The following is a 16,864-nucleotide window of genomic DNA, read 5'->3' on the forward strand; positions in this document are numbered from 1 at the left end:
ACGTAATTTGACCTTTACACCTTATTCTATTAAAATATATTAGATAAAAAATATCATAAATTTAAAGAATTCGAGGTAAATCATTATGTCATCTCAATATCAACAATATTCAACTGTCAAAAAGTACTGGCAGTTAATGAGACCACATACATTGACTGCTGCTGTCGTACCTGTACTCGTTGGTACTGCTTCAGCTAAGCTCTTCTTACTGGGGAGTGAAGATCATTTAAAACTAAGTCTCTTATTAGCTATGTTAATTGCCTGTCTATTAATACAAGCTGCAACGAACATGTTTAACGAATACTATGATTTCAAAAAAGGCTTAGATGACCATACTTCAGTTGGCATCGGAGGCGCCATTGTTCGAAATGGTATGAGTCCCAAATTAGTAATGAATTTAGCCATTGCATTCTATATTATAGCTGCGTTATTAGGTATTTTCATTGCAATACAAAGCTCATTCTGGTTACTGCCAATTGGTCTAGTTTGTATGGCAGTTGGTTATTTGTATACTGGTGGTCCTTTACCAATCTCATGGACACCATTCGGCGAACTGTTTTCTGGTGTGTTTATGGGTATGATTATTATATTAATTGCATTCTTTATTCAAACTGGCAATTTACAAAGCTTTGTTGTTTGGATAAGCATTCCAATTGTAATCACTATTGGTCTTATCAATATGGCCAACAATATTCGAGATCGTGTTAAAGATAAAGAAAGTGGTCGAAAGACACTACCAATCTTATTAGGCAAAAATAATTCAGTACGCTTCTTAGGCCTCATGTATATTATTGCCTATGTACTTGTTATTTATATCACTTTCTTTATCCCTGGTGGTTCAATCTTCTTTTTATTAGCATTACTTTCATTCCCAATGCCAATTAAAGCCGTGCGTAGATTCAAGAAAAACGATACACCTCAAACAATGATGCCAGCGATGGCAGCGACAGGTAAAACCAATACATTCTTTGGTTTACTATATGCATTAGGTATTTATGTTAGCGCATTACTTGGTGGTATTTAAGAACGTGCTAGTGTCACATTCCCATGACTCGGACGTATACATTTTCCTCCCTGTTAACCACTGTAAATAAGCTGAATTAAGTCGAGACATATATTCATGTCTCGGCTTTTTTAATTCGCTTTATAAACCATGTGATAATGTATATGACCATATAGATCAAATTTACTATTCGCTTCAAATCCCAACTTTTTATACACACTTAATGCGCCTTCATTAGTTACATCACAATTTAAACTCCATTTTCCATCTTTATATGCATTTAGCACATGTTTAACTAACTGTGTGGCAACACCTCTTCCACGATATTGTGGAAATGTTGCGACTGTCTCTATATACCATTCATCATCATTAGCTTCTTTCATCGGCATCGGCGATCCGTATGCTCTAATATCATCGTCTAACGTCATATCTAGCCACGCACGTTCCATTTCTAATTCCTTATTGCCAGGATATGCAATTAAGCACCCTGCTACCTCTCCATCTATTTCATATATCCATGTATTGCTATAATGACCTCTGTAAGGTACCTCAATCATACTTTGCTCCATTACTTTCAGTAAACGTTCCTTTTCAATACCTTTTACCATATCAACTTCTAGTTCTTGCCAAATGATGTAACACAATTCTGCAATTTTTTGAATATCGTTTGGATTTGCTTTTCTAATCATATATAATCTCCTCAGCTTCATTAATTATTTATTTTAATTATAAATGATAAAATCTAAAATTTCGAAGTTAATACTATTTAATTTTTCTCTTTTAAATCAATTGTTGTATCGTAAAAGATAAGAGATAATTACCGTATTAACTATAATTTATGAAAGGATATGGAATAATGAAAGTAAATAAAGTCATTTACGTCGTACTTGCGTTTATTTTAGGCTGGTGTGGTATACACAAATTTTATTCAAATCAGCTTTTACAAGGAATACTTCACCTTATTTTCTTTTGGACTGGTATCCCCTATATCATTGCGATTATTAGTGGATTGTTAACAATATTTTTCAACAAAGCTGATGAAGATGGATTGATTATCCTCGAGAAATAGACTTTAACCTCTTATAAAATTTATGAATTTGCAAAATCATCTATATTTTGTCTTAAAATTGGGTAAATAGAAAATAACGCAAATTAAAACATTTCAATTGTATTTTGGGAGGTCTTAGGATGAAAAATATTATTCAACGTGTATTCAGAGCTTTAGCTGTAGGTTATATTGTTAAAGCAATTAGAAATTTAATAAGTAAAAATAAATAATAAAGCTAATCGCAAATTGTATAAATCAAAAAAGCTTATAACGCCTTGTACTTTAAGGGTTATAAGCTTTTTCTATCTTCGTTAATTTAGTTGACACTGACTTGAATTTCAATATCGATTGATTCTTTTAAAGCCTTAGAATATGGACAATAGTTATGCGCTTTTTCAACATAAGTTTCTGCTTCTTCCTGAGTCATATCAGTTAACGTTACATCTAATTCTGCAGCTAATTTAACACCACCGTCATTCTTGTCTGGTAATAAATAAGCTGTCACACTTACTTCTGGTTCAATCGTGCCTTTACTATCGCTTTTTAAAATATGCATAAGTGCATTGTTAAAACATGCACTGTAACCTGCTGCAAATAGCTGCTCGGGATTAGATTCTGTTACGCCATTACCACCCATCTCTTTCGGCACTGCTAAATCCTGATAAAATGTATTATCTTCACTAAATACTTTACCATCTCTTCCACCATTGCTAATCACTTTTGTTTCATATAAAGGTTTGACCATCTTAAAATCTCCTTTTAAAATTATATTGTTTTTTTATACAATCAACATTAATTCATTATTAATATAACATTATTTTTTTGTGATTAACAAAAATATGATTTGAGCTATTTTATAGAATTGCAAACACTACTTAATTCACTTACTTTAAACGCACAAAAAAACACCGCAATCCCAAAAAGGATTACGGTGTTTAAAACAAAGTTTTATATTACGGAAACGGAGGGATTCGAACCCTCGCGCCGCTCTCGCGACCTACACCCTTAGCAGGGGCGCCTCTTCAGCCAACTTGAGTACGTTTCCAATGGCTCCACAGGTAGGACTCGAACCTACGACCGATCGGTTAACAGCCGATAGCTCTACCACTGAGCTACTGTGGAATAATGGGTTGCTCTAATCAAGCACAAATATTATTATATCAACTCTCGTTAAATTTTCAAGTAGTAAACGTAAAAAAATATGCGGAATATTTACACTAAATTAATATAATATTCCACATATATCATTTTTACATGCTTACGTCGCCAAATTTACTATGATTTATTTTCAAATAATGAATATTTTGCTAATGCTTCATAAATATTTAATTGAGGTTTTGTATAATCAATAGGAGATTCTGGATCAAAGGTAGCAACTCTTGCTGCCCTATCCATCATATAGTAATAATAAATACCATTTAGGTATTGATGATGCATGCTATGTGCTGAAATGTTAGCTACAATTGTTTGATTATCTACAAATGTCACTTTACATTTCTTTTCTTTTAGTGGTTTGATTTGGTGAACATAATGAATATTAATCCAAGTATTTTCTTCTTTTCTATCAGAGTGCGTTGGGAAAAAATAAGTAGGAAAAAGTGGAGTAAATAAAATTGGGGGTTTACTGCTTATGCCAGTAATTCTCATCGTATCTTCTTTCTTAAAATTATAACTACTACCATAAAATCTACACGATCGATCAATAATCTTTGGAACACGTTCTTTTAGAACTTTGCTGTCATCCTTATACTTTAAAAGATAACTACCTTCATACTTACCAGTTGATAAACTGCATGGTTGTAAAACCATATCCCCTTTTTTAATGATATAGGGTTGAATCATATTTTTACCTCCTTATATATTATGGCGACAATCAAATAATATAATACAAACATCTTAAAATCAACTTATATAATAATAATTTTTATAAATTTTCTGCAATTAATTTTTAGTATCTATACTTTTGCATTAATTTATTTTTTGTAAAGTTGCATTTTACACTTATTTTTTCGGAAAAGTCTGAATATTCATTGATTTAAAAATTAAAACCTTGTATACTGTATATAAATATAGATAGAGGGGCTGTGTTGATTATGAAACATAATACACATGTAAAGTACAATACACTAGAATCATTTGTATCTACGATTAATGATTTAGGCATTGAATTGATCATAGATGAATCATTGCGGAACGTCCGTAAGCAAAAATTGGAACAACTCATTGATAATGCTTTAAAAAATAAAAACGAGAATGATTTCAAACGCTATACTGAAGAATACAAAAATTTGGAGGAATTTCTCGTTGGTTAATTTATTGTTTTGTTACTTAAAATAAGGTCTATTCCCTACTTAAAATTAAGATAGAGAATAGACCTTTTTATATGTTATTTATTATGACATTAATCTGATTAATTCGTAGCGTTCAATATCACCAAAATAATGATAAATATCGTAATTTGAAAGTGCTTCTTCTATACTATCGAATTCATGCATTGTACCCTCTAGTGCATTTTCTAATTCAGTTATGTCCCCTTCACCGAAAAAGTCACCGAAAATTTTTGCATGCTCAATCCGACCTTTTTTTACATCTAATTTTATTTGAACGAAACCTTTTTCAAATTTTTCTTCTCTTTCAAAATTATATTTTGGATTCCTACCGTAATTCCATTCCCATGTACGGTATTTTTCATTACTTAGTTGTTCAATTTTTTTCCAATCGTCATCAGTTAATATATATTCTTCTACTTGCGTAGCTTCTCCAAAAATTGTTTTTAAAATTATTTCCTTAAATCGATCAATATCTAAAGGTTCATCTAAAAACTCAGAAATATTGGCTACTCTGCTTCTTACTGATTTGATACCTTTCGATTTAATCTTTGCTGGATTAACTTTCAATGCATTTTGGACTTCATTCAATTCACTATTTAGCATTAATGTGCCATGACTAAACATACGATCCTTTACTTTGACCATAGCATTACCTGATATTTTTGCACTACCTACTTGAATGTCATTTCTACCACTCATGTCAGCATCAACGCCTAATGATTGTAATGCCTCAACAATCGGCTCTGTGAATTTTTTGAAATTATGGAAACTGTTACCATCATCATCAGTTACAAAACTAAAGTTTAAATTGCCTGTGTCATGGTATACTGCTCCTCCACCAGATATACGTCTAACGACATCAATGCCGTGTTCGTCTATATATGGTTGATTCACTTCTTCAATTGTATTTTGATTTTTCCCAATAATAATCGAAGGTCTATTTACATAAAACAAAAAATAACTATCATCTTTTGGCATATTTTTTAAAACATATTCTTCCATTGCCAAATTTAATGTTGGATCTGTAATGTCGTTGTTACTAATAAACTTCATCTACTGCACTCCTTTTCCATAAATATATGCCCTTACCCTATTTATGCTATATTTTCACAAAAATTGCCAATCATTCACTTTGATATTTTGCTAAAAATTGAAAATTGTTTTACATCATGCAATTTAATGGTTTTTTGTTTATTTGTCTGCCGATTTTTTGTATAATACTATCTAGTTAGCATTTCTAGGGAGGACTAAAAATGACTGTTGCAGAAGTGGGAAATATCGTAGAATTTTATGACGGCTTAAAAGGTCGAGTTGAAAAAATTAATGACAACTCAGTAATTGTTGATTTAACAATTATGGAGAACTTCGAAGAACTAGACTTGCCAGAAAAAACTGTCATTAATCACAAACGATACACAATCGTCGAACAAGAAGGATAGTTAAAATGAATAGAATTTCTAAGGCACTAATTTGGTTTGTCGTAAGTTTCATAGTATTCCACATTATTCTTTTGGTAATGTGGGGCGAGAAACAAGAATATTGGTATCTTTATACGGGCATTATGCTAATTGCTGGTATCAGTTATATCTTTTATCAGAGAGATATTGAATCTAAACGTTTACTCACATCACTAGGTGTGGGCATTATTACTGGTATTGTATTGATTATTATTCAACTTATTATCGCAGCAATTGCTTCTGATATAAAATATGCTGAATTAATCAAAGAACTCACACGTACGGGTGTCTATTATAAATGGCAAATGTTAGTAACATTAGTCTTTGTTATACCTTGTCATGAGCTTTACATGAGAACTGTTTTACAAAAAGAATTAATAAAATTAAATATCCCAAGTTGGTTAAGTATTATAATTACAGCATTATGTTCTGCTTCATTATTTTACTATCTTGACAACTTATGGATTGTTTTCTTTGTATTTATTGTACAAATGGCACTTTCATTAAGTTATTTCTATACACGTAGAATAGCAACAACTGTTGTAGCTCAAATTGTAGCAGTTGTTATCTTATTAATATTCAACGTATAAACCTATACGATTATTAATAAACGTTGGGACTTCAATACCCTTCTCAAATGAAAAGGAGTCTGAGACATAAATAGTTGTCTCAGACTCTTTTTCATTTAGGCAGCAGATGACTGAATTGAAAATGTAAAGTCTCACTGATTTAAAGAACTACTTTTTCAATTTATGAAAATCAGTAGTTCTTATGCATAAGCCAAAGCTTATGTATTCTGCATAAAATTCTAGGAGACTTATGCATGGGCTTTAGCTCAGATAAACATTTCAATCCTAGTCATCCTTGCCTTGATTGCATACGTGGGACTACGAAATCTCTATTTAAAAATTTGATTTCTGTCCCACTCCCCTTTCGTTATTAACATTTTGCACTTTTGGAGATTCATTCAAGCTATTGAAAGTTAGCGATACAAAACGATATTTATACAATGCGCCCGAGAGTCAGGATGTTACAACATCATATAATCTTTAATTTAATATTCTAAATAAAGATACTTTCGTATAATTTTGCAAAAAGTAAAGAAAACGTCAATTTCTATATTATCTCAATAGAAATTGACGTTTATTTTTAGTCAAAGTTACTTATATACTAGACCTGCTTATATTAAAACTTCAAATGTCTGTTTTTGTTTTATTTTATATTGGTCATCTTTCAAATTTCGTGAAATCAATTCAACCATCGTAATTTCACCTGTTTCATGAATAACTGCTTGCTCTAAATATTGTTTATAATTTCTGTAGCAATAATCTGTCATACTTACGCGATACATATGATCTAATGTTATATTATTTAATTGAACTCTTTCAAATGGCAATGCATTCATATCAATTGTATAGTCCACACCTTGCCAAAATGTACAGAGTGTTTCATCCACAATAGTTAAGCTTAACGAACCTCCACTAAATTCAATATGTGCATAACAATATTCTAAAATTTCTTTTATTTGTTGACCTTTCAAAGTTAAATCAATTGGTACATCTGGATGAGGATATGCATTATATAATGCCTCATTAGTAATTTGTCCAGATAATCCAGTTTCGCCGCTTGTAGGCAAATGGACACAGGAAATATCATAATCAAATTTGCGACGTATACTATCATGTAATAGTTGGGTAAATGCATGGGGTTTGGTAATCACGTCATCTAACCCATCAATATGTGCATCTATATCTTTATTTGTTAAAATTTCTTTTCCCCAATGTTCAACTGTTTTTCGATCATAATAAGTTAAATCTAATAACGCTTCATCTTCTTTATATTCATTTAAATCAACGATTTTTGATTCTACATTTTCTAATTCGAATGAATTCGTTCGCTTTTTAAAATTGATTTTCACGTGGATTAACTGTTCTGCATTTTGGCCAGCTTGAACATATAAAGTTTTTTCATCTTTTCCAATAAATGTTTGATGCTGATGACCAGTAATAAGCAAATCGATGACACCTAAGGTTTGCATTAGTTTTTCTGCTTCATTCACATTTTGCTCACGTTCATTTGATGACTTATTAAGCTGATCTAATCCCCCATGATAAATGACAATTAGAAATTCTGGCATCTCTGTTTCGTGAATAAATCGAATCCATCGCTTAGAAGACAGCAAGGTTTTTTCAATTTGTACATCATTCTCCATTTCAAAATGCTCTCTCTCCATTAAACCGTCCGAAGTTAATCCAACGATTGCAATTTTAACACCTTCTATTTCTTTAATTGTATAAGGCGTTGAAAAATAAGGCTCACGTGTTTTCTTATATTCAATATTGGCAGAAAGCCATGGAAATCTCGATAATGAAACTGCTCTAGAAAAGAAGGATAATCCAAATTTGAATTCATTAGGACTAATGCCACTTGCATCATATTGCATGGCGTTCATTAATTTTATCATTGGATGGCGTTTATATGGCGCTACCACAGCGTAGTAAAACGCAGCCAGAGAACCCGCTAAACTCCCGCCACTATCTAGTAAAATGACATGTTCATTTTCTTCTCTTTTCGATTTAACATACGTACCAGCTCGATAGATATTAGAACCATTATCTCCATTTAGAAAATAACTATGCATATCTGAAGTAGCAATAACATCAATTGCAATCTTTTCACTTTTTTTCATATGCCTCTCTCCTCGTTAATCACAGTTTAACATGTTTTTAAATTACGTCGATACTAATATCTTATCTTCATTATTTATAACTATATTAAAAATAGATAATTAAAAAACACTTAATTGGATTTGTCGTTCAACTAAGTGTTTTTTTAGGATTCTATGCTCATCACATTATCCAATTTGCACACGTTCTTTTGGATAATGGAATTTATCTGGTTCTCTACGTCCACCAATCATTATAATAAAGCTAATTAAACCTACACGTCCGATAAACATTAATATCATAAGTGTAACTTTCGACATATCATTAAAATCGCCAGTGACACCTAATGATAACCCACACGTTCCGAACGCAGACATCACCTCAAAAAAGCCTTGAAGAAATGAAATTTTACCATTCTCAACAACTAATATAAAAATCGTCGCTGCAAAAGTTAAAATACCTGCCATTGTGAACACTGCAAATGATCGTTGAACATCTGTTGTATGTATCTCACGATTAAATGCTTTAATTGACAATTTCTCGCTATTATTATTAAAGTTCAATAAAAATAAGATTAAAATTGCAAATGTTGTTGTTCTAATACCACCACCGACCGAGCTTGGTGATGACCCAATAAACATCAAGATGCTCATAATCACGTTCGTACCTTCACCAAAATGACTTACATCAATTGTCTGTAATCCAGCACTTCTCGTCGTTGCAGATTGGAACAAAGCATAGAATAACGATTTGTGCCAAGACATATTTTGGAATGCATGGTTATATTCAAATAGTAAAATGATAATGACACCAAATACAAATAGTACTAAATACGTTACTGTTGTTATTTTAGCAAATAATGAAAATCTAAAATTAGGGATTCTATTTTTAATATATGCCTTCACTTCAATTAACACAGGAAAGCCAATCGAACCTAATATAATTAAAAACATTACAATGGTTTGCACAAAATAATCATTAGCATATGGAATCAAGGATTGACCGGTAATATCTAAACCACCATTCGTCGTTGCCGATACTGCAACAAAGAACCCTTGCATGATAGCATACTGCAAATCAGGGTTATCTCGATAAAAATAGAACGTTAATAATGCTGCACCAACCACTTCGATTATTAAAATGGTACGCACGATATCGAGAATTAATTTAACTGTACCACTCATTGTATCTTTATTATTATCCAACATAATTAACTGTCTTTCACGCATACCAATATGTTTACCAAGTACTACCCACAACATTGTTCCAATTGCCATTACACCAATACCGCCAATGTTTAGGATGATCATGATGATAATTTGTCCAAACGTCGTATATGTTTCTACAATATTAACTGGTGATAACCCTGTAACACTCACACCTGAAACAGCAACAAACAATGAATCGATTGGGTCTACAGAGACACCTGCTTTATGAACATAAGGTAAGTTCAACAGTAAGAATGCCACGATAATCGCGACTATATAATACATCACAATACCTTGTTGAGGACTTGATTTTTTAAATAATTGATTGAAAATGGACAACGCGTACTCACCTCAACGCTACTTCAATTTAATCTTGATATCTTGCTCTTTACCATCTCTATATATTTTTGCTGGCAATGTATCTAAATCATCTTTATGACTAAAAATAATCTGTCTATATCTTAGATTATCTTCAACTTCTTTACCATCTAATTCTACTATTACATCATTTTTTTGCAACCCAGATTTTTCACCTAAACTATTGTCTTTTACATCTCCAATGACAACACCTTTATTAACCTCTTCAGGTAAGTTAAGGGATTGATGCGTAGCTTCATCCATATCTTTAACATTCGCGATTTTTATGCCAGTATTAGGATATTTAACTTCACCTTTTGCTTCAAGTTGTTTGGCAATAGATTCAGCGTCATTGACTGGGATTGCAAATGCAATTCCTTCAACATGATCCATATCAATTTTTAAAGAAGCTATACCAATCAATTTACCATTTTTATCAATAACACCACCACCTGAATTACCAGGATTAACAGGTGCATCCATTTGAAAAGCGCTCATGAGCACATCATATTGATTATCCTTATCGATATCAACTGGCACATGACGATTTAATCCAGACACAATACCTTCTGAAACACTACCTTTAAAGTCAACACCTAGTGGGTTCCCTACGACAATAATAGGCTCACCGAGGACTAATGTACTGGAATCACCCATTTTAATTGATTTAACATCACTACCTGATTTTATTTTGGTTTTAACTACTGCAATATCAGAAAATTTGTCCGTTCCAATGACCTTACCAATAGATGTATCATTATTACCGTATGTAATTTTTTGTTCCTTTTTATCACCTACAACATGCGCATTCGTCATGATAAAAATAGAGTCGCCCACTTTTTTGTAGACGACACCTGATCCTAATTCATTTTCTTTTCCTGCTTCTTGTGTCTCTTTCTCCGCAGATGAACTATTATTACTTGTATCATTTTCGACTGTTACGATGGAATGAATGGCACTATTCGCACTTTTCATTGTATCTGTATATGTTTTTTCTTTATTAGCATTATCGCTGCTTTGGAATATATTATCCTTCGTGTTTCCATTATGATCTACATTATTAAAGATGGCATTAATTAAGATAATTAACAAAATAACTGCCAATACAATTAGTACTTTCGCCCAGTGTTCTTTGAAGAAATACTTAACTTTATCTATTAAAGTTGGTTGGTCACTATGTCTGTGTTGGTCAGATTTATCATCTGTCTGTCCAGACTTATGATTTCTGGCAATATTGTTATGAACCTTATCTGAGTTATCTTCTTCAATATACTGATTAACCCTTGACTGTTGCGCTTCTTCAGAATAAAAATAATCATCATGTAAACGGTCTTTGTTAGTAGACGCATTTACATCTATATCTGAATCATTTGATATTTCGTTGGTTTTTAAATAACCATTTGTTTCATTTGTCGTTGATGCCACTTCAACATCATCTTTGGCTATATCCGATGTAGGAGAAACTTCTTCTGGTTGTTGCTTAGATACATGATTCAGAGCGTTATCTTCAGATGGTTCAAATTCACTTTCTGAATTACTGCTATTTCGTTTCGTAGCCATTGCTTGTTGCTGCTGAATTTCTTCTTGTGTTAGTTTTTCTATGCGTGCTTTTCTTAAATTTTCTTTAACACGTTCTTCGTTATTCTTTGCTAATTTTTCCGCTTTTTCAGCCCGTTGTTTTCTAGCTTTACGTTCCATTTGGACACGTTGTTCCCGTTCTTCATTGTGAAAATATTCTCGTCTTTTACGACCATATTTCTCTCTTGGGATCACATGTTTTTTATCATTCGCCACAAAAACGCCCCCCTAAACTACATCTTTTCTATACTATCCATTATGACATATCATTAAGGATTTTTCCGATTTATTTTACTAGTACACACAAATATTCATACTGAATTCTATTTTGATTGAGTGTGTAAATGTATTGCAGAAATCGCCAAATTTACTATTTAGCTATTATATTTTCAAATATTTTATCATTTATACCTTAGCTTTGATTATAAGCTCTTTTTATACAAATTTCTAACTTTATCTCATTTTCTCTTTAAATAATTTAAGCAGATATTTTTAAATTTACTTAAACAATCATTATTTAAAATAAACTATTTTCTGCAAACAAAAAACTGAAAAGCACAATGGCTTTCCAGTCTAATAATAAATGATTATTTTTTCTCTTCTTTTTTATTTTGACGAACTGACGTCAACCAACCAATTAGAACTAATAATATCATAACTGTCCAGAAGATAGATTGCCATAAAATACTGTGTGGGAAGTGTTCAGGTAAAATTAAAATGTCTGGGTGCGCTAACACCATAACAACAAGTTTAATACCAACCCAACCAACAATGGCAAATGCCGCGCCTTCTAAACCTGGATATTTGTTTAATAAGTTGACAAACCATGTTGCTGCAAAACGCATAATGATAACACCTATCATACCACCTAAGAACATCACAGCAAATTGACCTAAGTCCATACCACCAAAGTGTATACCAACCGCTGGTAACGTAACTGCTATTGCAAGTGCTGCAAGCATTGAGTCTATTGCAAAAGCAATATCTGCAAATTCAACTTTCAATACTGTACCCCAGAATGATTTAGCACTGGCATGAATTTCTTCTCCATCATCATCAAAATGATGATCGTCGGTACCATCATGCTCTTGCTGATCTTTCTCTTTAAAGAAGGTTATCAAGTTCCGTATTGACATATAAAGTAGATATATCGCACCTAGTGCTTGTATCCACCAGAAATGCGCTATGATACTGATTAAGAATAAAGAAATAAAACGAAATACAAATGCACCAATCAAACCATAAAACAGTGCTTTTTTACGTTGCTCTGGTGGTAAATGTTTCACCATAACAGCCATTACAACTGCATTATCTGCAGCGAGTAAACCTTCTAAAAATACGAGCACTAATAGTACCCATAGATAAGGTAAAATCAAACTTGGATCCATATAGGACAACTCCTTTAATTTTTTAAGCATAAAAATAGAGACCTAAGCTAAGCTAGTGTTTACGTAACTTGCACTTGTCTTCATCATCTATAATGATGTTAAGAACCAACTGGCAATCCATATTCACTATTAGCAAAGGTCTCACTCGACAGTTTTATTCTGCCCACTTTACCGGAAGTTTGATACTTCGTAATGACGATAAAATGACTAAGTTAAAAGATAAATAAGTTGCATTACTTTCCATATATAAACGATTGTATGCGAAACTCATATATTTTCAACTAAAGTTAAGTTACTCCCCTCTGACAACTGAGTCATAGGTATTCTATTAATATAGTTATTATACACAAAAATAAAATTTATAACAATCCATATAATTTAATTTCTGGGAACTTCTCTTCAAACCATCTTGTAGCAAATTCATTTTCAAACAAGAATACATAGTTATCGTATATATCTTTTACTAAGATTGAACGTGATGTACTCATTTTATCTTTTATGTCTTCTTCGTTTTCAATCCAACGTGCAATTTTCTGACCAACCGGTTCCATCACTACGTCAACATTATATTCATTTTTCAAACGATGTTCGAATACTTCAAATTGTAATTGTCCAACTGCACCAATGATAATTTGATTTGTATGCAATGCTTTATAATATTGAATAGCACCTTCTTGAACAAGCTGTTCAATACCTTTATGAAAATGTTTTTGCTTCATAACATTTTTTGCAGAAACTTTCATAAACAATTCCGGTGTAAATTGCGGTAGTTCTTGGAAACTGAATTTCTGATTACCACCTACGAGCGTATCACCAATTTGGTAATTCCCTGTGTCATAAAGTCCAATAATATCGCCCGCAACAGCATGATTAACGGTTTCTTTATCATCTGCCATAAACGAAGTTGAACGTGTTATCTTTTGTTTTTTATGTGTACGTTGAAGGGTTACATCCATACCACGTTCAAAAGCACCACTTACAACTCGCATAAATGCAATTCTATCTCTATGTTTAGGATCCATATTAGCTTGAATTTTAAAGATAAATCCTGAAAAATCAAGATCAAATGGACTAACTTCTATATCTTCATTAGTTTGACGAGCATTCGGCATTGGCGCATGATCAACATAAGCATTCAAGAAATTTTGAACACCAAAATTCGCTAGTGCAGACCCGAAAAATACAGGTGTCAAGTCACCGCTTAATAATGCTTCATTATCAAACGTTTCGCCCGCTTCTTCGACAAGCATTAACTCTTCGATTGCTTGAGTAAATGCACTATCGTTTTTCATTGCATGGTCTTCTTCCAACTCATAATCATCATTTAAATGCAGTACATTTTCTTCATCTCTAAAAGGCTCTATTGTGTGAGATTCACGATCGATAATACCAAAGAAATTTTGCCCCATACCTACTGGCCAATTCATTGGGTATGTTTCGATTTCTAATGTAGATTCTATTTCATCTAATAATTCAAAAGGTTCTTTACCGACTCTATCTAATTTGTTAATAAATGTGAAAATAGGTATACCTCTCATTTTACATACTTTGAATAGTTTCAATGTTTGAGGTTCGATACCTTTAGCACAGTCAATCACCATTACAGCACTATCAACTGCCATCAGTGTTCTATATGTGTCCTCTGAGAAGTCTTCATGTCCTGGCGTATCTAAAATGTTGATTTTATAGTGGTCATAATCAAATTGCATCACTGAACTTGTAACAGAAATCCCTCTCTCCTGCTCAACTTTCATCCAGTCACTCGTCGCAAATTTGCCACTTTTTTTACCTTTAACCGTACCTGCTTCTCTTATCGCACCACCGAATAGTAATAACTTTTCTGTTAATGTAGTCTTACCAGCATCTGGGTGAGATATAATCGCAAAGGTTTTTCTTGATTCTACTTCTTCCTTTATACTCATTTATACTCTCCTTTAACTTTCAAATATCCATTTAACGATGTCATCAGCAATTTGTGAAGCTGTTGACTCATCAAGTAACGTAAACAAGTGTATCACAAGTTCCTCGTTCATATCATCTTCATTTAAAGATGAATCGATTTCTAATGACCAATGCATATCAGGAATTGCGATTAACATACATTGATTCACTTTGTTTTCATAAATATACACATGACCAGCTATTTCATTAAAATGTAAATTTTTAATCTTCAAGTGGACCACCACCGAATTTATCATAAGCCGCTTCAAGACCAATTAAATCATCGCGATGTGGCACTTTGACATGTCCAGGCATAATTTGATAAGGCTCACGCCCTTTAGAAGCTAAAACGACAGTATCTCCTGGTTCCGCTATATTGATTGCATGACGAATACCTTCAGCTCTGTCTTCAAATTCAATATAATTATCATGTGTAGCACCTTTTGCTAATTCTTGAGTTAGTGTCTTAGGGGCATCATTAGCTGGATTATCAGGTGTAAAAATAACATAGTCTGCACGACAAGCGACCCGGCCCATTTCTGGCGTCTTCGTTAAATCTCGTTCTCCAGCCATACCACATAAGAATATCAATTTTTGTTTAGCAAATGGTTTAACCGCATCTATCAGTTTATCCATACCATCAGCCGTGTGTGCATAATCTATAATCAAATCTATAGGTAATGACGGATCAAGTACTTCCAATCGTCCTTCAACTGGTTCTAGATTTTCTACCGCATCAACGATATCATTTAACGCAATACCTTTACTCCACACAGCAATCATTGCTGCCATAATATTAGAGACATTGAATAAACCAACGTAAGGTGATTTCACTTGAAACTCACCTTCAGGGGTTTTAAAGGTAAACTGCACACCTTGTAATGATTCATTGATATGATGTGCTGTAAATTGTGCGTCATTTGTCACTCCATATGTAAATACTTCAAATGGTGTAACAGAGGCAAGATATTCTGAAAAAGCGTCATCCTTATTCAATACTACAAACTTTTCTTGTGATAAGTCTTCTCCTAATTGACTAAATAATAATGATTTGGCATGTCCATAGGCTTCCATAGTACCATGAAAGTCCAAATGATCTTGTGTTAAGTTTGAAAAGATTGCTACGTCAAAATCAACGCCTCGTAATCTACCTAATGATAATCCATGACTTGACACTTCCAAAGTCATAGCTTCTGCATTTTTTTCTACTGCTTCATTTATTTTTTTAGTCAGTGAGACTGTTTCAGGCGTCGTATTAGCACCTTTTGATTTATCCTCATTAATTTGAAAGCCGTTCGTACCTAAATAAGCACTTCCTTTACCTAACTTTCTATATATGTGGTGTATCATTGTTGCAATTGACGTTTTACCATTTGTTCCAGTTACACCATAAGTTATCAATTGTTTACTAGGGTAATTGTACAATGTATTTGCCAATAAACTAGCCACACGCAAAGTATCAGGTACGATAACTTGAGTTACATCGCCTGTTATTTCTTGCTGATGGCTAACGATAATCACTTGGCATCCTTGATTAACGACATCTTGGCAGAATTTATGACTATCCACTGTATAACCTTTTGAGGCAACAAACACACTGCCATGTTGTGCCGTACGAGAATCGGTCGTTATATCTGTTATATTTTTTTCTAGTGTGCCGATAACTTGTTTCACTCTTATTTTTTCAAACAACACATTTGCATCCAACATTTATCGCTCCTTTATTTCCAATAGTTCTATTATACACATTTTCAACTTATTTTATAGAATCTAAAGATGAGATGCTAATAATTTCTTCCTATTGTATATAGCTATTTTATACATTTAAAATCTGTTAAATATTAACCCCATGTTATATAATTGTTAATATTTTCTATATATTTGCTTA

Annotated in this window: 17 protein-coding genes and 2 tRNA genes; 6 read left to right on the forward strand and 13 right to left on the reverse strand. The window is 32.6% G+C overall.

The features are described from left to right. Positions 1–85: 85 nt before the first annotated feature. Positions 86–1,024: a 1,4-dihydroxy-2-naphthoate polyprenyltransferase gene (locus tag ACM6UH_RS09850; protein ID WP_011303460.1), complete on the forward strand. Its 939-nt coding sequence runs from the start codon at positions 86–88 to the stop codon at positions 1,022–1,024. Positions 1,025–1,134: 110 nt separating this feature from the next. Here the strand turns inward: ACM6UH_RS09850 and ACM6UH_RS09855 are convergent, their stop codons facing one another. After that, positions 1,135–1,692, reverse strand: coding sequence for a GNAT family N-acetyltransferase (locus tag ACM6UH_RS09855; RefSeq protein ID WP_011303461.1), 558 nt, complete (start codon positions 1,690–1,692; stop codon positions 1,135–1,137). A gap of 167 nt (positions 1,693–1,859) precedes the next feature. Between ACM6UH_RS09855 and ACM6UH_RS09860 the strand changes: the two genes are divergently transcribed. Together ACM6UH_RS09860 and ACM6UH_RS09865 are read left to right on the forward strand one after the other, a co-directional pair. Further along, positions 1,860–2,072 carry a TM2 domain-containing protein gene (locus tag ACM6UH_RS09860; protein ID WP_011303462.1) on the forward strand — a complete coding sequence of 71 codons (213 nt, stop codon included), beginning with the start codon at positions 1,860–1,862 and terminating at the stop codon, positions 2,070–2,072. 119 nt (positions 2,073–2,191) lie between these two features. Further along, complete coding sequence (locus ACM6UH_RS09865; protein WP_011303463.1) at positions 2,192–2,281, forward strand: SAR1012 family small protein; 90 nt, start codon at positions 2,192–2,194, stop codon at positions 2,279–2,281. 86 nt (positions 2,282–2,367) lie between these two features. Here ACM6UH_RS09865 and ACM6UH_RS09870 read toward each other — a convergent pair whose 3' ends face one another. The 4 genes from ACM6UH_RS09870 to ACM6UH_RS09885 all read right to left on the reverse strand — a co-directional run bounded on the left by ACM6UH_RS09870 (position 2,368) and on the right by ACM6UH_RS09885 (position 3,893). Continuing rightward, positions 2,368–2,796 (reverse strand): organic hydroperoxide resistance protein, encoded by a 429-nt coding sequence (locus tag ACM6UH_RS09870; RefSeq protein WP_002483731.1) that lies wholly within the window; start codon positions 2,794–2,796, stop codon positions 2,368–2,370. Positions 2,797–3,007: 211 nt separating this feature from the next. Then, positions 3,008–3,096: transfer RNA gene (locus tag ACM6UH_RS09875), tRNA-Ser, on the reverse strand. 2 nt (positions 3,097–3,098) lie between these two features. After that, positions 3,099–3,173, reverse strand: a tRNA-Asn gene (locus ACM6UH_RS09880). A 153-nt stretch (positions 3,174–3,326) separates the two neighbouring features. After that, entirely contained in the window at positions 3,327–3,893 is a 567-nt protein-coding gene (locus ACM6UH_RS09885; RefSeq protein ID WP_011303464.1) for a competence protein ComK, read from the reverse strand. A 251-nt stretch (positions 3,894–4,144) separates the two neighbouring features. Here ACM6UH_RS09885 and ACM6UH_RS09890 point away from each other — a divergent pair, with 251 nt between their 5' ends. Then, complete coding sequence (locus tag ACM6UH_RS09890; RefSeq protein ID WP_011303465.1) at positions 4,145–4,363, forward strand: IDEAL domain-containing protein; 219 nt, start codon at positions 4,145–4,147, stop codon at positions 4,361–4,363. A gap of 81 nt (positions 4,364–4,444) precedes the next feature. Here ACM6UH_RS09890 and ACM6UH_RS09895 read toward each other — a convergent pair whose 3' ends face one another. Next, entirely contained in the window at positions 4,445–5,434 is a 990-nt protein-coding gene (locus ACM6UH_RS09895; RefSeq protein ID WP_002483734.1) for a lipoate--protein ligase, read from the reverse strand. A gap of 200 nt (positions 5,435–5,634) precedes the next feature. Here ACM6UH_RS09895 and ACM6UH_RS09900 point away from each other — a divergent pair, with 200 nt between their 5' ends. Both ACM6UH_RS09900 and ACM6UH_RS09905 read left to right on the forward strand, forming a co-directional pair. After that, entirely contained in the window at positions 5,635–5,820 is a 186-nt protein-coding gene (locus ACM6UH_RS09900) for a YkvS family protein (RefSeq protein WP_002483735.1), read from the forward strand. Between the two features lie 5 nt (positions 5,821–5,825). Continuing rightward, positions 5,826–6,428 carry a CPBP family glutamic-type intramembrane protease gene (locus ACM6UH_RS09905; RefSeq protein WP_002483736.1) on the forward strand — a complete coding sequence of 201 codons (603 nt, stop codon included), beginning with the start codon at positions 5,826–5,828 and terminating at the stop codon, positions 6,426–6,428. 590 nt (positions 6,429–7,018) lie between these two features. Here the strand turns inward: ACM6UH_RS09905 and ACM6UH_RS09910 are convergent. The 7 genes from ACM6UH_RS09910 to ACM6UH_RS09940 form a co-directional block, all read right to left on the reverse strand. Further along, positions 7,019–8,527 carry a bifunctional metallophosphatase/5'-nucleotidase gene (locus tag ACM6UH_RS09910; RefSeq protein ID WP_011303467.1) on the reverse strand — a complete coding sequence of 503 codons (1,509 nt, stop codon included), beginning with the start codon at positions 8,525–8,527 and terminating at the stop codon, positions 7,019–7,021. A 165-nt stretch (positions 8,528–8,692) separates the two neighbouring features. Beyond that, positions 8,693–10,051 carry a TrkH family potassium uptake protein gene (locus tag ACM6UH_RS09915; RefSeq protein ID WP_011303468.1) on the reverse strand — a complete coding sequence of 453 codons (1,359 nt, stop codon included), beginning with the start codon at positions 10,049–10,051 and terminating at the stop codon, positions 8,693–8,695. An 18-nt stretch (positions 10,052–10,069) separates the two neighbouring features. After that, a complete protein-coding gene (locus ACM6UH_RS09920; protein ID WP_047502496.1) occupies positions 10,070–11,863 on the reverse strand; it encodes a trypsin-like peptidase domain-containing protein in 1,794 nt (597 codons plus the stop codon). Positions 11,864–12,234: 371 nt separating this feature from the next. Further along, entirely contained in the window at positions 12,235–13,035 is an 801-nt protein-coding gene (locus tag ACM6UH_RS09925) for a TerC family protein (protein WP_011303470.1), read from the reverse strand. Between the two features lie 359 nt (positions 13,036–13,394). Beyond that, complete coding sequence (locus ACM6UH_RS09930; protein WP_002483741.1) at positions 13,395–14,957, reverse strand: peptide chain release factor 3; 1,563 nt, start codon at positions 14,955–14,957, stop codon at positions 13,395–13,397. 12 nt (positions 14,958–14,969) lie between these two features. Continuing rightward, complete coding sequence (locus ACM6UH_RS09935) at positions 14,970–15,209, reverse strand: YueH family protein (RefSeq protein WP_011303471.1); 240 nt, start codon at positions 15,207–15,209, stop codon at positions 14,970–14,972. Then, positions 15,199–16,683 (reverse strand): UDP-N-acetylmuramoyl-L-alanyl-D-glutamate--L-lysine ligase, encoded by a 1,485-nt coding sequence (locus ACM6UH_RS09940; RefSeq protein WP_041784913.1) that lies wholly within the window; start codon positions 16,681–16,683, stop codon positions 15,199–15,201. Before ACM6UH_RS09940 ends, ACM6UH_RS09935 begins: the two co-directional genes overlap by 11 nt. Positions 16,684–16,864: the final 181 nt, after the last annotated feature.

The sequence above is a fragment of the Staphylococcus sp. LKG4-2 genome, from assembly GCF_050955665.1.
In the GTDB taxonomy this organism is placed as follows: Bacteria; Bacillota; Bacilli; order Staphylococcales; family Staphylococcaceae; genus Staphylococcus; species Staphylococcus saprophyticus.